Raw genomic sequence first — 14,355 nt, 5'->3', positions numbered from 1 at the left:
AGGGCGGAGCGAGGTATTTAATCTGCCCTATAAACAAAACCCCCGGCCTGGGCCGGGGGTTCTGGTGTCACTCGTCGAGGAAGGAGCGCAGATGCTCGCTTCGCGTCGGGTGGCGCAGCTTGCGCAGCGCCTTGGCTTCGATCTGACGGATCCGCTCGCGGGTCACGTCAAACTGTTTGCCGACTTCTTCGAGCGTGTGGTCGGTGTTCATGTCGATACCGAAACGCATGCGCAGTACCTTGGCTTCACGGGCAGTAAGGCCGGACAGTACTTCGCGAGTCGCTTCTTTCAGGCTCTCGACAGTGGCGACATCGATTGGCGACTGCATGGTCGAGTCTTCGATGAAGTCACCCAGATGGGAGTCTTCGTCATCACCGATCGGGGTTTCCATGGAGATCGGCTCTTTGGCGATCTTCAATACCTTGCGGATCTTGTCCTCAGGCATCTCCATGCGCTCACCCAGCTCTTCCGGGGTCGGTTCGCGACCCATTTCCTGCAGCATCTGCCGGGAAATACGGTTGAGCTTGTTGATCGTCTCGATCATGTGCACCGGAATACGGATGGTGCGGGCCTGGTCGGCGATCGAGCGAGTGATCGCCTGACGGATCCACCAGGTGGCATAAGTCGAGAACTTGTAACCACGACGGTATTCGAACTTGTCCACCGCTTTCATCAAGCCGATGTTGCCTTCCTGGATCAGATCGAGGAATTGCAGACCGCGGTTGGTGTACTTCTTGGCGATGGAGATCACCAGACGCAAGTTCGCTTCAACCATCTCTTTCTTCGCGCGGCGGGCTTTCGCCTCACCGATCGACATGCGACGGTTGATGTCCTTGATCTCGGCGATGGTCAAACCGGTTTCGGTTTCCAGCGCAGTCAGCTTTTGCTGGCAACGGATGATGTCCGGTTGCACACGGCCAATGGCTTCGGCGTACTTGCTCTTGCCTTTGGCCAGGGCGTCGGACCAGCTTTCGTCGACTTCGTTGCCCGGGAACTGACGCAGGAAATCGGCACGCGGCATACGTGCATCACGTACGCACAATTGCATGATCGCGCGCTCTTGCTGACGCAGACGATCCAGGGCACTGCGAACACGCTCGACCAGGGCTTCGAATTGCTTCGGCACCAGCTTGATCGGCATGAACAGCTCGGCCAGGGCCAGCAACTCGGCAACGGCTGCCTTGTTGTGACGACCGTGCTTTTTCAGCGCCTTGCGGGTGATTTCCATCTGGTCAGCCACGGCGCCGAAGCGCTGGGCAGCAATGACCGGATCCGGACCGCTTTCGGCTTCTTCTTCGTCATCGGAAGATTCGGCGTCATCGTCCTCGGAATCGTCGTCCGCTTTCGCGGCTTTCGCATCGATCGGCGGCGGCACTTCGGCGGCTGGCGGCGTAATGCCGTCGTCCGGGTCGATGTAACCGCTCAGAACGTCGGACAGGCGACCGCCTTCGGTGGTGACCCGAGTGTATTCGGAGAGAATGTGGTCAACCGTGCTCGGGAAGTGCGCGATTGCGCTCATCACCTCACGGATGCCCTCTTCGATACGCTTGGCGATTTCGATTTCGCCTTCACGAGTCAGAAGCTCGACCGTACCCATTTCACGCATGTACATGCGCACTGGGTCAGTGGTGCGACCGATATCGGTCTCCACCGCTGCCAACGCAGCGGCTGCTTCTTCCGCAGCGGCCTCGTCGGTATCGGCGTCGGCCAACATAAGGGCGTCCGCATCCGGAGCACTCTCGTGTACGGGGATCCCCATGTCGTTAATCATGCGGATGATGTCTTCCACCTGCTCAGGATCTGAAATATCCTCGGGCAGGTGGTCGTTGACCTCGGCGTAAGTCAGATACTTCTGCTCACGACCCAGTTTGATCAACTCAATAATACGAGACTGCTGTTGCGCTTTTCCGGACATAACACCCTATCCACTGAAGGTCTTGGCGGGCAAAAAACAAGCCGAGGATTATACCTGAGCTATGACCTCACGCGCCAGTTGAGGTCGGGTTTGATGCAGGAACATCCCGTTTAAGCAACTCGAGCAGCAAAGATTTTTCTTCGGCGCTCAAATCGCTTTGACGTGATTTCCTGGAAAGTTGTTCCAGCTTTCGCTCGCGCTGGCGGGCGGACAAGCTAGTTATGGTGTCGAAAAACTGTTGTTCAAGGTTTTCTCCGTTGATCAGCCATTCCTTTTCTGCCAGGCGGGTCAGCAATCGACCCTGCTCGGTGCCGTGCCATCGCGAGATCAACTGAAAAGAGTTTAGCTGAGGATTCTTTTGTACGGCTTCAAGCGAGGCCACCAGAAGCTGGGTGTTGGTATTGTCTTCGTCCGCGAAGTGACCGGCGGTCTCGACTTTCAGGGCCAGCTGCGGGTGGTGGATCACGGTTCGCAGGGCGGCCATGATCGGTGTTTCGACGGCGGCCGGTATCCGTGGGGCGCGCGGTTGATCGCGATCACCACCACGTTTGCCATTTTTGTCCCAGGGTTTCTTGTCCCATTTCTTGCCGCCGGCGCCGGACTTCTTCGGCGTCCATTCCTGCTGCGGCACATACATGTCCTGTGCCTGCGGCTGATGGTAGTCGCTGTAGTCCGGTATTGCGTCGTAATCGATGCCTGGATCGTAAGCGGGCGGCGCTTCCTGTGGTGCGCTCTGGGCCAACTGACTGACGGTCTCGCTGCTCAGGCCGGTGATTTCGGTCAGGCGCTGACGCATCAGGATGCGCAGGTTGGCCCCCGGCACCCTGTCGATCAGCGGCGCGGCAAGGGTGGCCAGGTGCGCCTTGCCTTCGAGCGAGCGAGGGTCGGCCTCTTCGGTCAGTTGCTGGAAGAAGTAGTCCGCCAGTGGTTGTGCGTGCTGATTGATTCGCGCCCGGAAGGCGTCGGTGCCTTCGGCGCGGATCAAGGTATCCGGGTCTTCGCCTTCGGGCAGAAACAGGAAGCGCGCGCGGCGACCGTCCTGCAGACTGCTCAGGGTAGCTTCCAGTGCGCGCCAGGCGGCGTTGCGGCCAGCCTGGTCGCCGTCAAAGCAGAACAATACGTTCGGTACGACGCGAAAAAGGCGTTTCAGGTGTTCTTCGCTGGTGGCCGTGCCCAGCGTCGCGACGGCATTGCGCAGGCCTTGCTGGGCCAGGGCGATGACGTCCATGTAGCCTTCGACGACGATGATTTCGTCGAGGTTGCGGTTGTTCTTGCGTGCTTCATAAAGGCCGTAGAGTTCCTGGCCTTTATGGAATACCGGGGTCTCCGGCGAGTTCAGGTATTTCGGCTTGTCGTCGCCGAGAACTCGGCCACCGAAGGCAATGATGCGCCCACGGGTATCGCGGATCGGGAACATCACGCGATCGCGGAAGCGGTCATAGCGTTTGCCGGTTTCGGCGTTCTCGATCAGCAGGCCGGCGTCGATCATGGCTTTCTGCTGCAGGGTGTCGCTGCTCAAGTGCTTGAACAGATTGTCCCAACCCGGTGGGGCGAAGCCGAGGCCGAAGTCTCGGGCAATCTCACCGGTCAGGCCGCGACCCTTGAGGTAATCCACGGCAGCCTTGCGTGCCGGGTGGCTCTTGAGCGCCTGCCGGTAAAAGTCGGCGGCGGCGGTCAGCAGCGGATAAAGCGGCGAATCGGTCGGCTGTCGCGGTTTGTGCGAGCGGCCACCTTCTTCGCGCGGGATTTCCATGCCCGCGGCCTTGGCCAGATCCTCGACGGCCTGGGGAAAGTCCAGGTTGTCGTGATCCATGAGAAAACCAAGCGCGTTGCCGCCAGCGCCGCAGCCGAAGCAGTAATAGAACTGCTTGTCGGGGCTCACGCTGAACGACGGGGTCTTCTCTTTGTGAAACGGGCAACAGGCGGTGTAGTTTTTGCCGGCCTTCTTCAGTTGCACGCGCGAGCTGACCACGTCGACGATGTCGGTGCGGTTCAGCAGGTCGTCAATGAAGCTCTGGGGAATCAGCCCGGCCATGGCGTTCTCGTCTGCGCTGTAATGGGTCCGATGCGAAGGGCGGCCGGACGATCATGGTGTAAGGCGCGCAAGAAAAGTGCGGCTCGACCAGTGTCGTTGACGTAATCGCTGTCGGGAAGTGTATCTGCCGAAAATTCACTGACGTTAGTACTCATCAGTCTTCGACTATTTGAAAGTGTTGCGCTGAATCCGCTGACGGCCGGTATGCTGGCCTCGGATAGCTCATGAAACGGGCACGCAAGCAGGTGCCTTGGGCTGATCGTCGTAAGAGGAATCAGTGGGTGTGCTCGTCAGTAGCCTTGAAAGGCTCGTCAGAAAAGACGTGCACCGCTGGCAAAAGAGCCAGGCCTGACGCGGTGAAGCGGGTTTGTCTCGGTCGCGTGTGCGGCTTCGACGGTGAAGCATCAAGCGTTTTACGCAAATGCCATAAGCCCGGCTGAGGGCCGGGCTTGGCAGAAGCTTGCTACGAACGTCTGTGTATTAGTACAGACGAACGGCGCGGCGCTGTTCGCGCTGAACTTTCTTGGCGTGACGCTTAACAGCGGCTGCTGCCTTGCGCTTACGCTCAGAAGTTGGCTTCTCGTAAAATTCGCGGCTACGAACTTCAGCCAGTACACCGGCTTTTTCGCAGGAGCGCTTGAAACGACGCAGAGCTACGTCGAAGGGTTCGTTCTCTTTAACTTTGACGGCTGGCATCCAGAGCTACCTTCATTCATTACCGGGGTCAACATCCTCGCGGCAAAAGAGCACTTGAAGACGTCGGTTTTTAAGGGTTGCGGATGTTAACCCCTCAACGCTCGGAATGCAAAGCCTCTGATCGAAAACCGCTGGTCGGGGCATCCAGTGGCGACTATTATGCGCGCCTTCGAATTCAGCCTAAACAAGGCGCAAACCCATGCTAGTACTGGGATTAGAAACTTCCTGCGACGAAACCGGCGTCGCTTTATACGACAGTGAAAGAGGTCTGCTGGCCGACGCATTGTTCAGCCAGATCGACCTGCATCGCGTCTACGGCGGTGTGGTGCCGGAGCTGGCCTCGCGCGATCACGTCAAGCGCATGCTGCCCTTGATCCGTCAGGTGTTGGCCGAGGCCGACTGCGTGCCGACCGAGATTGACGCCATCGCCTACACCGCGGGTCCTGGCCTGGTCGGTGCGTTGCTGGTGGGGGCTTCGTGCGCCCAGGCGCTGGCGTTTGCCTGGGGCATTCCGGCCCTCGGTGTGCACCACATGGAAGGCCATTTGCTGGCACCGATGCTGGAGCCAAAGCCGCCGGAATTTCCGTTCGTCGCTTTGTTGGTCTCCGGTGGTCATACGCAGCTGGTTCAGGTCGATGGCATCGGCCAATACAGCCTGCTGGGCGAAACACTCGATGACGCCGCAGGCGAAGCGTTCGACAAGACCGCGAAGATGATGGGCCTCAATTACCCGGGCGGTCCGGAAATCGCCAAACTGGCGGAGAAGGGCGTCGCAGGACGTTTCACCTTCCCGCGTCCGATGTGCGATCGTCCAGGCCTTGATTTCAGCTTCAGCGGCTTGAAGACCTTTGCCCTCAATACCTGGCAGCAATGCGTCAGCGCCGGAGACGACAGCGAGCAAGCCCGTTGCGACATCGCGCTGGCGTTCCAGCAGGCCGTGGTGGAGACTTTGACCATCAAGTGCAAGCGTGCGTTGAAGCAGGCCGGCATGAAGCGTCTGGTGATCGCTGGCGGCGTCAGCGCCAACAAGGCGTTGCGTGTATCGCTGGAGAAAATGCTCGGCGACATGAAGGGCGATGTGTTCTATGCCCGTCCAGAATTCTGCACCGACAATGGCGCAATGATTGCGTTTGCCGGTTGCCAGCGTTTGCAGGCTGGCCAGCAGGAAAGCCTGGCGATCAGCGTGCAGGCGCGCTGGCCGATGGAGCAATTGTCGGCGCTGTGATGAGCGGTGCTCACGTGCGGTATTTAAAAATGCCGTTCGCGCCCGGCAAACAGGTCGCGTAGATTGCCCCGGTGGCGCCAGACGATCAGCAGCGTCAGCGTGCTCATCGGCAGCAGCGCCTCCGGTTCCTGCCAGGCCAGTAATGGCAGGGTCAGGGGCGTGGCGATCAGCGCTGCCAGCGAGCTGGTGCGGGTCAGGTAGAACGTCAGCAGCCAGGCGCACACGGCCAGCAGCGCGGCAGGCGGATACAGGCCCAGCAGCATGCCGGCCGCCGTGGCAACGCCCTTGCCGCCGCGAAAACGGAAATACAGCGGGAACAGGTGACCGATAACGGCGCAGACGCCGATCCAGGCCTGATCCTGTAGTGGAAGGCCCGCTGCCGAAGCGATCAGCACCGGCAGCAGGCCTTTGCACAGATCACCCAGCAGGGTCAGGATCGCGAGTTTGCGACCGGCCAGGCGCAGCATGTTGGTGGCACCGGCATTACCCGAGCCACTCATTCGCGGGTCCGGATTTCCGGTCAGGCGGCTGAGCAAAATGGCGAAGGACAGCGAGCCGAGCAGGTAGGCGAGGATCGCCAGTAACCAAAACATGCTAACTATTCCGGGCGAGGACGCCCTGATTCTAACGGCGCATTGCGCCCTTGTCGTGCAGCGGAGAAAAGTGCTTGGACAGAGTGTTTATCGAGGGCCTGGAAGTCGACACCGTGATCGGTGCCTACGACTGGGAGCGCGGCATCCGACAGTGTCTGCGCCTTGATCTGAGCTTCGCCTGGGACAATCGCCCGGCTGCTGCCGGTGACGACCTGACCCTGGCGCTCGATTACGCCAGTGTTTCCACGCGGATCCAGGCCTTTGCCGAGCAGGCACAGTTCCAGCTGGTCGAGACCTTCGCCGAGCGTCTGGTCGAAGTGCTGATGAACGAATTCAAGATTACCTGGGTGCGTCTGAAACTGACCAAGCCTGGCGCGGTCCCGGCCGCCAAGGGTGGTGTGGGCGTGGAGATCGAGCGCGGATGTCGCTGACTCAGGTCTATCTCGGGCTCGGTAGCAATATCGAGCGCGAAACCCATTTGCGCGCAGGTCTGGATGCCCTGGCCGGTTTTCTGGTGGATATCCGCTGTTCGGCGGTGTTCGAAAGCCAGCCGGTGGGGATCAAGAGCGGGCCTTTCTACAACTTCGTGGTCTCGGCGTATACCGATCTGCCGCTGATGGAGCTGGATCGTCGGCTGAAGTTCATCGAGGCGGATAACGGTCGTTATGCCCCGGATCGCAAGGGGCTGCCGCTGGATATCGACGTCTTGCTGTACGGCGAGCTGGCAGGCAATTTCGACGGGTTGATCCTGCCCCGGGCCGAAATTCTGAAAAATGCTTTTGTGCTGTGGCCGCTGTCGCTGATTGCGCCGGATCGTGTACATCCGGGCGTGGGAAAAAGCTTTGCCACGTTGTGGGCCGAGGCGCAGATCGATCAGGTGTTGGCGCCGGTCGGGTTTGAATGGCGCGGTATTCAACTCACGCCTTCAGATCTGTTGAACTGACTGACGCCATCGCGAGCAGCCTCGCGATGGCGTCAGATGTTCTCAAGAAGACGCTGATTCCTTGTAAGCCTTCAACGTCTTGAGCCGTTCGCGCTTGAGCGCTTCGCCCAGTTCGGGGCCCTTGAAACCCTTCTCCAGCAGCGGCTGTACCGCAACGCCCCGAGCAGCGCTGGCTGCGCCGCGCAGGTAATCAGCCTGTGGATAACTGCGCTGCTCAAGTCCTTTGCGGCCTCGGGCATCCATCTCGCACGCGACGATAAATTCTTCGAAACGCTGCGGCCGGCGATAAACATCAAAGCTCTGCAGCAATTCCAGCAAGGTCGACGCCTTCAGCTCCAGGGCGCGATGACCGTGGGTGTGGTACTGGCCGACCAGCAAGGCCAGTTCCTGACAATCCTTCGGTGCCTTGAAGCGCTCGTTGACCGCTTTGATCAGTTTCAGGCCTTTGTGCTCATGGGCGATATGCCGTGGCCATTCCTCTTTCGGCGTCAGACCTTTACCGAGGTCGTGCAGCAGGCAGGCCCAGCGCACCGTCAGCGGTTGCTGGTGCAGGGCGGCTTGCTCAAGCACGCTCAGCGTGTGAATGCCGCTGTCGATTTCCGGGTGATGGGCTTCCGGTTGCGGTACGCCGAACAATGCATCGACTTCCGGCATCAGTACTTTCAGAGCGCCGCAATCGCGCAGTACCTGAATGAACACCTGCGGCTGATTTTCCATCAGTGCGCGGGAAATCTCTTTCCAGCTGCGTTCGGCGGTCAGTGCCTCTAGTTCGCCGGATTCGCTGAGCTCGCGCATCAGTTCCAGCGTCTCGGGCGCGACCTTGAAGCCGAGTTCCGCGTAACGAGCTGCAAAGCGGGCAACACGCAAGACTCGCAGGGGATCTTCGGCGAACGCGGGGGAAACGTGACGCAGGATTCGATCGTCGAGATCGCGCTGGCCGTGATAGGGATCCGTCAGGTTTTGCTGATCGTCCTCGGCCATGGCGTTGATCGTGAGATCGCGACGGATCAGGTCTTCTTCGAGCGTGACCTCGGGACTGGCGTGAAAGGTGAATCCGCCATAACCGCGACCGCTCTTGCGCTCGGTACGGGCGAGGGCGTACTCCTCGCCGCTTTTCGGGTGAAGAAACACAGGGAAATCCGCGCCTACCGGGCGAAACCCTTTGGCGAGCATTTCTTCTGCGGTGGCGCCGACCACCACCCAATCGATATCGGTGACCGGTTTGCCCAGCAGGCGATCACGTACTGCGCCGCCGACCTTGTAAATCTGCATAAAAAACCTCCGTTGGCCCGACAGGATAACCCTTGCGCCGGACTTTCGGAGGCCAGAACGGGATCAAAGATGAATGACGGCCAGATCGAGCCGACCGTAATCGCCCTCGCCGTGTTCGTTGCGGGGCGGTACATGGTGGGTTTTCATGATCTGGTCGCCCTGCAGGGTTTCCAGATGAATGTCGAAACCCCACAACCGGTGCAAGTGCTTGAGTACCTCTTCGGTGGAGTCGCCCAGCGGTTTGCGGTCGTGCTGCTGGTGACGCAGGGTCAGTGAGCGGTCGCCGCGCCGGTCGATGCTGTAGATCTGCACGTTCGGTTCACGGTTGCCGAGGTTGTACTGCGCGGCCAGGGTCTCGCGAATGATCCGATAGCCGCCCTCGTCATGAATGGCGGGCACCAGCAGATCGTCCTTCTGGTCGTCATCGAGGATGCTGAACAGTTTCAGGTCGCGGATCACCTTGGGTGACAGGTACTGCAAGATGAAACTCTCATCCTTGAAGCTGCTCATGGCGAACTTGATGGTCGACAGCCAGTCGGTGCCGGCGATTTCCGGGAACCAGCGACGGTCTTCTTCCGTCGGTTCTTCGCACATGCGCCGGATGTCGCGGTACATGGCAAAACCCAGTGCGTAAGGGTTGATGCCGTTGTAGTAGGGGCTGTCGAAACCTGGCTGGAACACCACGCTGGTGTGAGACGTGAGGAACTCCATCATGAAACCGTCGGTGACCAGACCCTCGTCGTACAGGTCGTTCATCAGCGTGTAGTGCCAGAAGGTTGCCCAGCCCTCGTTCATCACCTGGGTCTGGCGCTGTGGATAGAAATACTGGGCGATCTTGCGCACGATACGCACGATTTCCCGCTGCCAGGGCTCCAGCAATGGCGCGTGTTTCTCGATGAAATACAGGATGTTTTCCTGTGGCTCGGCCGGGAAGCGTGCGTTGTCCTTGTCGCTGTATTTGTCCGCGCCTTTGGGGATGGTTCGCCACAGGTCGTTGATCTGCTTCTGCAGGTGTTCTTCGCGATCCTTCTGCCGGCGCCGCTCTTCCTCGGCGGAAATCGGATACGGGCGTTTGTAGCGGTCGACGCCGTAGTTCATCAAGGCATGGCAGGAGTCGAGCAGGTCCTCGACGGCGTCGATGCCATGGCGTTCCTCGCATTGCATGATGTACTGCTTGGCGAACACCAGGTAGTCGATGATCGAGCTGGCATCGGTCCAGGTGCGGAACAGGTAGTTGCCCTTGAAGAAGCTGTTGTGGCCGTAGCAGGCGTGAGCCACCACCAGCGCCTGCATGCAGATGGTGTTTTCCTCCATCAGGTAGGCGATGCACGGGTCGGAGTTGATCACGATCTCGTAGGCCAGCCCCATCTGCCCGCGACTGTAGGATTTCTCGGTGCTGAGGAAGTGTTTGCCGTAGGACCAGTGGTGATAGCCCAGCGGCATGCCGACCGAAGCGTAGGCGTCCATCATCTGTTCGGCGGTGATCACCTCAATCTGGTTGGGATAGGTGTCCAGGGCGTACCCGGCCGCGATCCGGGCAATTTCGCGGTCATAGGTCTGGATCAGCTCGAATGTCCATTCGGAGCCGGTGGAAATGGGTTGGCGCTTCTGCTCTTTGGCGGTCATGTCACTAACCTGCGCTGGAAGAGTTCACGGAAGACCGGATAGATATCTCCGGCCGAGACCAGCTGCTGCTGGGCAAAAGTGTCAGAAAAGGCTTCGGCGATGCGTTCGTACTCGTACCACAGGGCCTGGTGTTCGCGCGGGGTGATCTCTACATAAGTGTAGTACTGCACAAACGGCATGATCTGGTTGATCAGGATGTCGCGGCAGATCGGCGAGTCGTCGTTCCAGTTGTCACCGTCGGAGGCCTGAGCGGCGTAGATGTTCCACTCGTTGTTCGGGTAGCGCTCGGCCATGATCTCCTGCATCAGTTTCAGTGCGCTGGAGACGATGGTGCCGCCGGTTTCCCGTGAATAGAAAAACTCTTCTTCGTCCACTTCCCGGGCACTGGTGTGGTGGCGGATGAACACGACGTCGATCTTGTCGTAGTTCCTCTTGAGAAACAGGTACAGCAGGATGAAAAAGCGTTTGGCGATGTCCTTGGTCGCCTGGGTCATGGAGCCGGAAACGTCCATCAGGCAGAACATTACAGCTTTGGAGCTGGGGTTCGGTTGCTTGATCAGCAGGTTGTACTTGAGGTCGAAGGTATCGAGGAACGGCACCCGATGGATACGCGCGCTGAGTTTTTCGATTTCGGCTTCGAGATCCTGGATATCGCCGAAGTTGTCCGGTTCTTCGCGTTTCAGGCGGGCCAGTTCTTCCTTGGCTTCGCGCAGTTTGGCGCGACTGCTGCCGGACAGCGCGATTCGCCGGGCGTGGGCCGAGCGCAGTGTGCGAATAATGTTGATCCGTGACGGGTTGCCCTCGTTGCTGATCCCGGCGCGGACAGTCTTGAAGGTATCGGTGCCGCTCAGGTTGCGCTTGACCAGGTTGGGCAGTTCGAGGTCCTCGAACATGAACTCGAGGAATTCTTCCTGGGTGATCTGGAAGACGAATTCATCCATGCCTTCGCCGGAGTTGCCGGCCTTGCCCGGTCCTCGGCCTCCGCCACCTCCCGGTGGGCGGGCGATGTGTTCGCCTGCGGTGAATTCCTTGTTGCCGGGGTGCACCACGGTCTGCTTGCCGCCACGGCCATGGTGAAGCACCGGTTCGTCGATGTCGCGACCGGGAATACTGATTTGCTCGCCGTGCTCCATGTCGGTGATGGAGCGCCGGCTGACCGCCTCTTCGACAGCCTTCTTGATGTGGTCACGGTAACGCCGCAGGAAGCGCTGACGGTTCACCGTGCTCTTGTTCTTGCCATTGAGACGTCGGTCGATCACATAGCTCATGACTGCTCCTTAGAAGCTGTCCTGCAAAGGGGCGAGCGGTCATGCAGCGTTGAACCGAATGCCAAGGGACGCACACGCTCCCCCAAGCGCTTTGGGTGCTGCCTGAACCTCGCTACCGCCTTTCGAACACCTTCCAGAGGCTTGTGTAGCAGAAAATGCGCACACAAGCCTCGGGCTGACGACAACCGGTCTGACCGGCCGCGGTTTACTGTGATTTTCTGACCCGCAGATACCACTCGGAGAGCAGTCGTACCTGTTTGTCGGTGTAGCCGCGTTCGACCATTCGTGTAACGAAGTCGTTGTGTTTCTGCTGATCCTCTTTGCTGGCCTTGGCATTGAAGCTGATGACCGGCAGCAGATCTTCGGTGTTCGAGAACATTTTCTTCTCGATGACCACCCGCAGTTTTTCGTAGCTGAGCCAGGTCGGGTTCTTGCCGTTGTTGTTGGCCCGGGCGCGCAGTACGAAGTTGACGATTTCGTTGCGGAAATCCTTCGGATTGCTGATGCCGGCGGGTTTCTCGATTTTTTCCAGTTCCTCGTTGAGGGCAACGCGGTTGAGGATCTCCCCGGTTTCCGGATCGCGGTATTCCTGATCCTGAATCCAGAAGTCCGCATACAGCACGTAGCGGTCGAAGATGTTCTGGCCGTACTCGCTGTAAGACTCGAGATAGGCGGTCTGGATCTCCTTACCGATGAATTCGATATAACGCGGCGCCAGGTATTCCTTCAGGTAGCGCAGATAGCGCTCGCGGGTTTCGGCCTGGAACTGTTCCTGTTCGATCTGCTGTTCCAGCACATAGAGCAGGTGCACGGGGTTGGCGGCGATTTCATGCGGATCGAAGTTGAAGACCTTGGACAGGATCTTGAATGCGAACCGGGTCGACAGACCGTTCATGCCTTCGTCGACGCCCGCCGAATCGCGGTATTCCTGGATCGACTTGGCCTTCGGATCGGTGTCTTTGAGATTCTCGCCGTCATACACCCGCATCTTGGAGTAGATGTTGGAGTTTTCCGGCTCCTTCAAGCGTGACAGCACGGTGAACTGCGCCAGCATCTTGAGGGTGTCCGGCGCGCAATGGGCCTTGGCCAGGGAGCTGTTGAACAGCAGTTTGTCGTAAATCTTCACTTCGTCACTGACCCGCAGGCAGTACGGCACTTTGACGATGTAGATCCGGTCGATGAAGGCTTCGTTGTTCTTGTTGTTGCGGAAGGTGTGCCACTCCGATTCGTTGGAGTGAGCCAGCAGGATCCCGGTGAACGGAATCGCGCCGAGGCCTTCGGTACTGTTGTAGTTGCCTTCCTGAGTGGCGGTCAGCAACGGGTGCAGCACCTTGATCGGTGCCTTGAACATTTCGACGAATTCCATCAGACCCTGGTTGGCCCGGCACAGCGCCCCCGAGTAGCTGTAGGCATCGGCGTCGTTCTGCGGATATTCCTCGAGTTTGCGGATGTCGACCTTGCCGACCAGCGCCGAGATGTCCTGGTTGTTCTCGTCACCGGGTTCGGTCTTGGCCACGGCGATCTGGTTGAGGATCGACGGGTAGAGCTTGACCACGCGGAACTGACTGATGTCGCCGCCGAATTCGGCCAGGCGTTTGGTCGCCCATGGCGACATTATGGTGTTCAGGTAGCGCCGGGGAATGCCGAAGTCTTCTTCGAGGATCGCGCCATCTTCGGTGGCGTTGAACAGACCCAGGGGAGATTCGAAAACCGGTGAACCCTTGATGGCATAGAAAGGCACTCTTTCCATGAGCTGTTTCAGCTTCTCGGCCAGGGAGGATTTACCACCACCGACGGGACCGAGCAGGTAGAGGATCTGTTTCTTCTCCTCGAGGCCCTGGGCGGCATGACGGAAATACGACACGATCTGGTCGATGCATTCTTCCATCCCGTGGAAGTCTTCAAAGGCCGGATACCGGCGGATCACCTTGTTCGAGAAGATTCGCGACAGCCTCGAGTTGGTCGAGGTGTCGAGCAGCTCCGGTTCGCCGATGGCCATTAACAGACGTTCGGCTGCGGAAGCGTAGGCGCTACGGTCTTTCTTGCACAGCTCCAGGTACTCTTGCAGCGAGAGTTCTTCCTGGCGTGTGGACTCGAAGCGTTGTTGGAAGTGGCTAAAGATACTCATGACGTCACCTCGCTCGATACGTGGAGCCGACGCCGGATCACTCAGTCGATGCTGGCAAGCAGCCGCTAAGGCAGCTGTTGTTTACCCCCCAGAACCCCTCCGCGATCGACAACCGCGAAAGTCACTCCCGATGACCCGTGCGCCGGTGTACCGGCTCTCCCCTGTTTTGGATGGCCTGGGCTTAAGGATAGTTGGGAATTCAGGAGGTAAAGGCGAGATACGTAATTAGTTGTGGCAGACCGTTCGTCTGCCACCGCGCGAGCCCACGGGAGCCGGGGCTTGCACGTTACAAAAAAATTATTCGGAGGTGCCTTGCGCGGTTTCCGAAGGAAAAGTCGTACGCCACAGCTCGAAGCCGCCGTCCATGCTGTAGACGTCGGAGAAGCCCTGGCTCACGAGATACGCGGCGGCACCCTGGCTCGAGTTGCCGTGATAGCAGACCACAACAGTCGGAGCATCGAGGTCGGCTCCCTGGATGAAGGCGTGCAGGGAATGATTGTCCAGATGCTTCGAGCCGCTGATGTGCAGCGCCGCGAATGTGGCTGGGTCACGGACGTCGACGACCACGGCACCTTGCTCGCGCAGGGCCTGGGCCTGTTCCGGGGGGATTCGTTTGAATTCGCTCATGGCGGGTTCCTGTGGCTCGGCTGAAAA

12 protein-coding genes are annotated in these 14,355 nt (G+C 59.2%); 3 read left to right on the top strand and 9 right to left on the bottom strand.

Features of this window, described 5'->3' with window-relative positions:
* Positions 1-67: 67 nt before the first annotated feature.
* From rpoD to rpsU, 3 genes are all read right to left on the bottom strand, one after another.
* Positions 68-1,915, bottom strand: coding sequence for an RNA polymerase sigma factor RpoD (rpoD, locus tag AC07VV_RS08335; RefSeq protein ID WP_495035973.1), 1,848 nt, complete (start codon positions 1,913-1,915; stop codon positions 68-70).
* Positions 1,916-1,982: 67 nt separating this feature from the next.
* Positions 1,983-3,950: a DNA primase gene (gene dnaG, locus AC07VV_RS08330; protein ID WP_495035972.1), complete on the bottom strand. Its 1,968-nt coding sequence runs from the start codon at positions 3,948-3,950 to the stop codon at positions 1,983-1,985.
* 480 nt (positions 3,951-4,430) lie between these two features.
* Positions 4,431-4,646: a 30S ribosomal protein S21 gene (gene rpsU, locus AC07VV_RS08325; protein WP_002551877.1), complete on the bottom strand. Its 216-nt coding sequence runs from the start codon at positions 4,644-4,646 to the stop codon at positions 4,431-4,433.
* A 199-nt stretch (positions 4,647-4,845) separates the two neighbouring features.
* On the opposite strand from rpsU, the gene tsaD reads away from it, so the two are divergent.
* Positions 4,846-5,871, top strand: a complete 1,026-nt coding sequence (gene tsaD / locus AC07VV_RS08320) for a tRNA (adenosine(37)-N6)-threonylcarbamoyltransferase complex transferase subunit TsaD (protein ID WP_039768071.1) — start codon at positions 4,846-4,848, stop codon at positions 5,869-5,871.
* 23 nt (positions 5,872-5,894) lie between these two features.
* Here the strand turns inward: tsaD and plsY are convergent, their stop codons facing one another.
* Positions 5,895-6,464, bottom strand: coding sequence for a glycerol-3-phosphate 1-O-acyltransferase PlsY (gene plsY, locus AC07VV_RS08315; protein ID WP_096817882.1), 570 nt, complete (start codon positions 6,462-6,464; stop codon positions 5,895-5,897).
* 74 nt (positions 6,465-6,538) lie between these two features.
* Here plsY and folB point away from each other — a divergent pair, with 74 nt between their 5' ends.
* Positions 6,539-6,895, top strand: a complete 357-nt coding sequence (gene folB, locus AC07VV_RS08310; protein WP_034155079.1) for a dihydroneopterin aldolase — start codon at positions 6,539-6,541, stop codon at positions 6,893-6,895.
* Positions 6,886-7,407 (top strand): 2-amino-4-hydroxy-6-hydroxymethyldihydropteridine diphosphokinase, encoded by a 522-nt coding sequence (gene folK, locus AC07VV_RS08305; RefSeq protein ID WP_495035971.1) that lies wholly within the window; start codon positions 6,886-6,888, stop codon positions 7,405-7,407. The genes folB and folK overlap by 10 nt, the downstream gene beginning before the upstream one ends.
* 42 nt (positions 7,408-7,449) lie before the next feature.
* On the opposite strand, the gene AC07VV_RS08300 is transcribed toward folK, so the two are convergent.
* From AC07VV_RS08300 to glpE, 5 genes are all read right to left on the bottom strand, one after another.
* Positions 7,450-8,679 (bottom strand): multifunctional CCA addition/repair protein, encoded by a 1,230-nt coding sequence (locus AC07VV_RS08300; RefSeq protein ID WP_495035970.1) that lies wholly within the window; start codon positions 8,677-8,679, stop codon positions 7,450-7,452.
* Positions 8,680-8,742: 63 nt separating this feature from the next.
* Positions 8,743-10,305: a SpoVR family protein gene (locus AC07VV_RS08295; protein WP_457379735.1), complete on the bottom strand. Its 1,563-nt coding sequence runs from the start codon at positions 10,303-10,305 to the stop codon at positions 8,743-8,745.
* Positions 10,302-11,573, bottom strand: a complete 1,272-nt coding sequence (locus AC07VV_RS08290) for a YeaH/YhbH family protein (RefSeq protein WP_495035969.1) — start codon at positions 11,571-11,573, stop codon at positions 10,302-10,304. The genes AC07VV_RS08295 and AC07VV_RS08290 overlap by 4 nt, the downstream gene beginning before the upstream one ends.
* 205 nt (positions 11,574-11,778) lie before the next feature.
* Positions 11,779-13,701 (bottom strand): PrkA family serine protein kinase, encoded by a 1,923-nt coding sequence (locus AC07VV_RS08285; protein WP_096817891.1) that lies wholly within the window; start codon positions 13,699-13,701, stop codon positions 11,779-11,781.
* Between the two features lie 297 nt (positions 13,702-13,998).
* Positions 13,999-14,328, bottom strand: coding sequence for a thiosulfate sulfurtransferase GlpE (gene glpE / locus AC07VV_RS08280; RefSeq protein WP_007959911.1), 330 nt, complete (start codon positions 14,326-14,328; stop codon positions 13,999-14,001).
* Positions 14,329-14,355: the final 27 nt, after the last annotated feature.

The organism is Pseudomonas sp. GW821-FHT02C04 (genome assembly GCF_059421845.1).
This window is presented reverse-complemented; position numbering and strand designations above follow the sequence as displayed.

Excerpts from the sequence above, each read along its gene's own strand:
- dnaG (WP_495035972.1), bottom strand. The coding sequence starts at position 3,950 with ATGGCCGGGCTGATTCCCCAGAGCTTCATTGACGACCTGCTGAACCGC.
- rpsU (WP_002551877.1), bottom strand. The coding sequence starts at position 4,646 with ATGCCAGCCGTCAAAGTTAAAGAGAACGAACCCTTCGACGTAGCTCTG.
- AC07VV_RS08295 (WP_457379735.1), bottom strand. The coding sequence starts at position 10,305 with ATGACCGCCAAAGAGCAGAAGCGCCAACCCATTTCCACCGGCTCCGAA.
- AC07VV_RS08300 (WP_495035970.1), bottom strand. The coding sequence starts at position 8,679 with ATGCAGATTTACAAGGTCGGCGGCGCAGTACGTGATCGCCTGCTGGGC.
- AC07VV_RS08285 (WP_096817891.1), bottom strand. The coding sequence starts at position 13,701 with ATGAGTATCTTTAGCCACTTCCAACAACGCTTCGAGTCCACACGCCAG.
- plsY (WP_096817882.1), bottom strand. The coding sequence starts at position 6,464 with ATGTTTTGGTTACTGGCGATCCTCGCCTACCTGCTCGGCTCGCTGTCC.
- folK (WP_495035971.1), top strand. The coding sequence starts at position 6,886 with ATGTCGCTGACTCAGGTCTATCTCGGGCTCGGTAGCAATATCGAGCGC.
- AC07VV_RS08290 (WP_495035969.1), bottom strand. The coding sequence starts at position 11,573 with ATGAGCTATGTGATCGACCGACGTCTCAATGGCAAGAACAAGAGCACG.
- rpoD (WP_495035973.1), bottom strand. The coding sequence starts at position 1,915 with ATGTCCGGAAAAGCGCAACAGCAGTCTCGTATTATTGAGTTGATCAAA.
- tsaD (WP_039768071.1), top strand. The coding sequence starts at position 4,846 with ATGCTAGTACTGGGATTAGAAACTTCCTGCGACGAAACCGGCGTCGCT.
- glpE (WP_007959911.1), bottom strand. The coding sequence starts at position 14,328 with ATGAGCGAATTCAAACGAATCCCCCCGGAACAGGCCCAGGCCCTGCGC.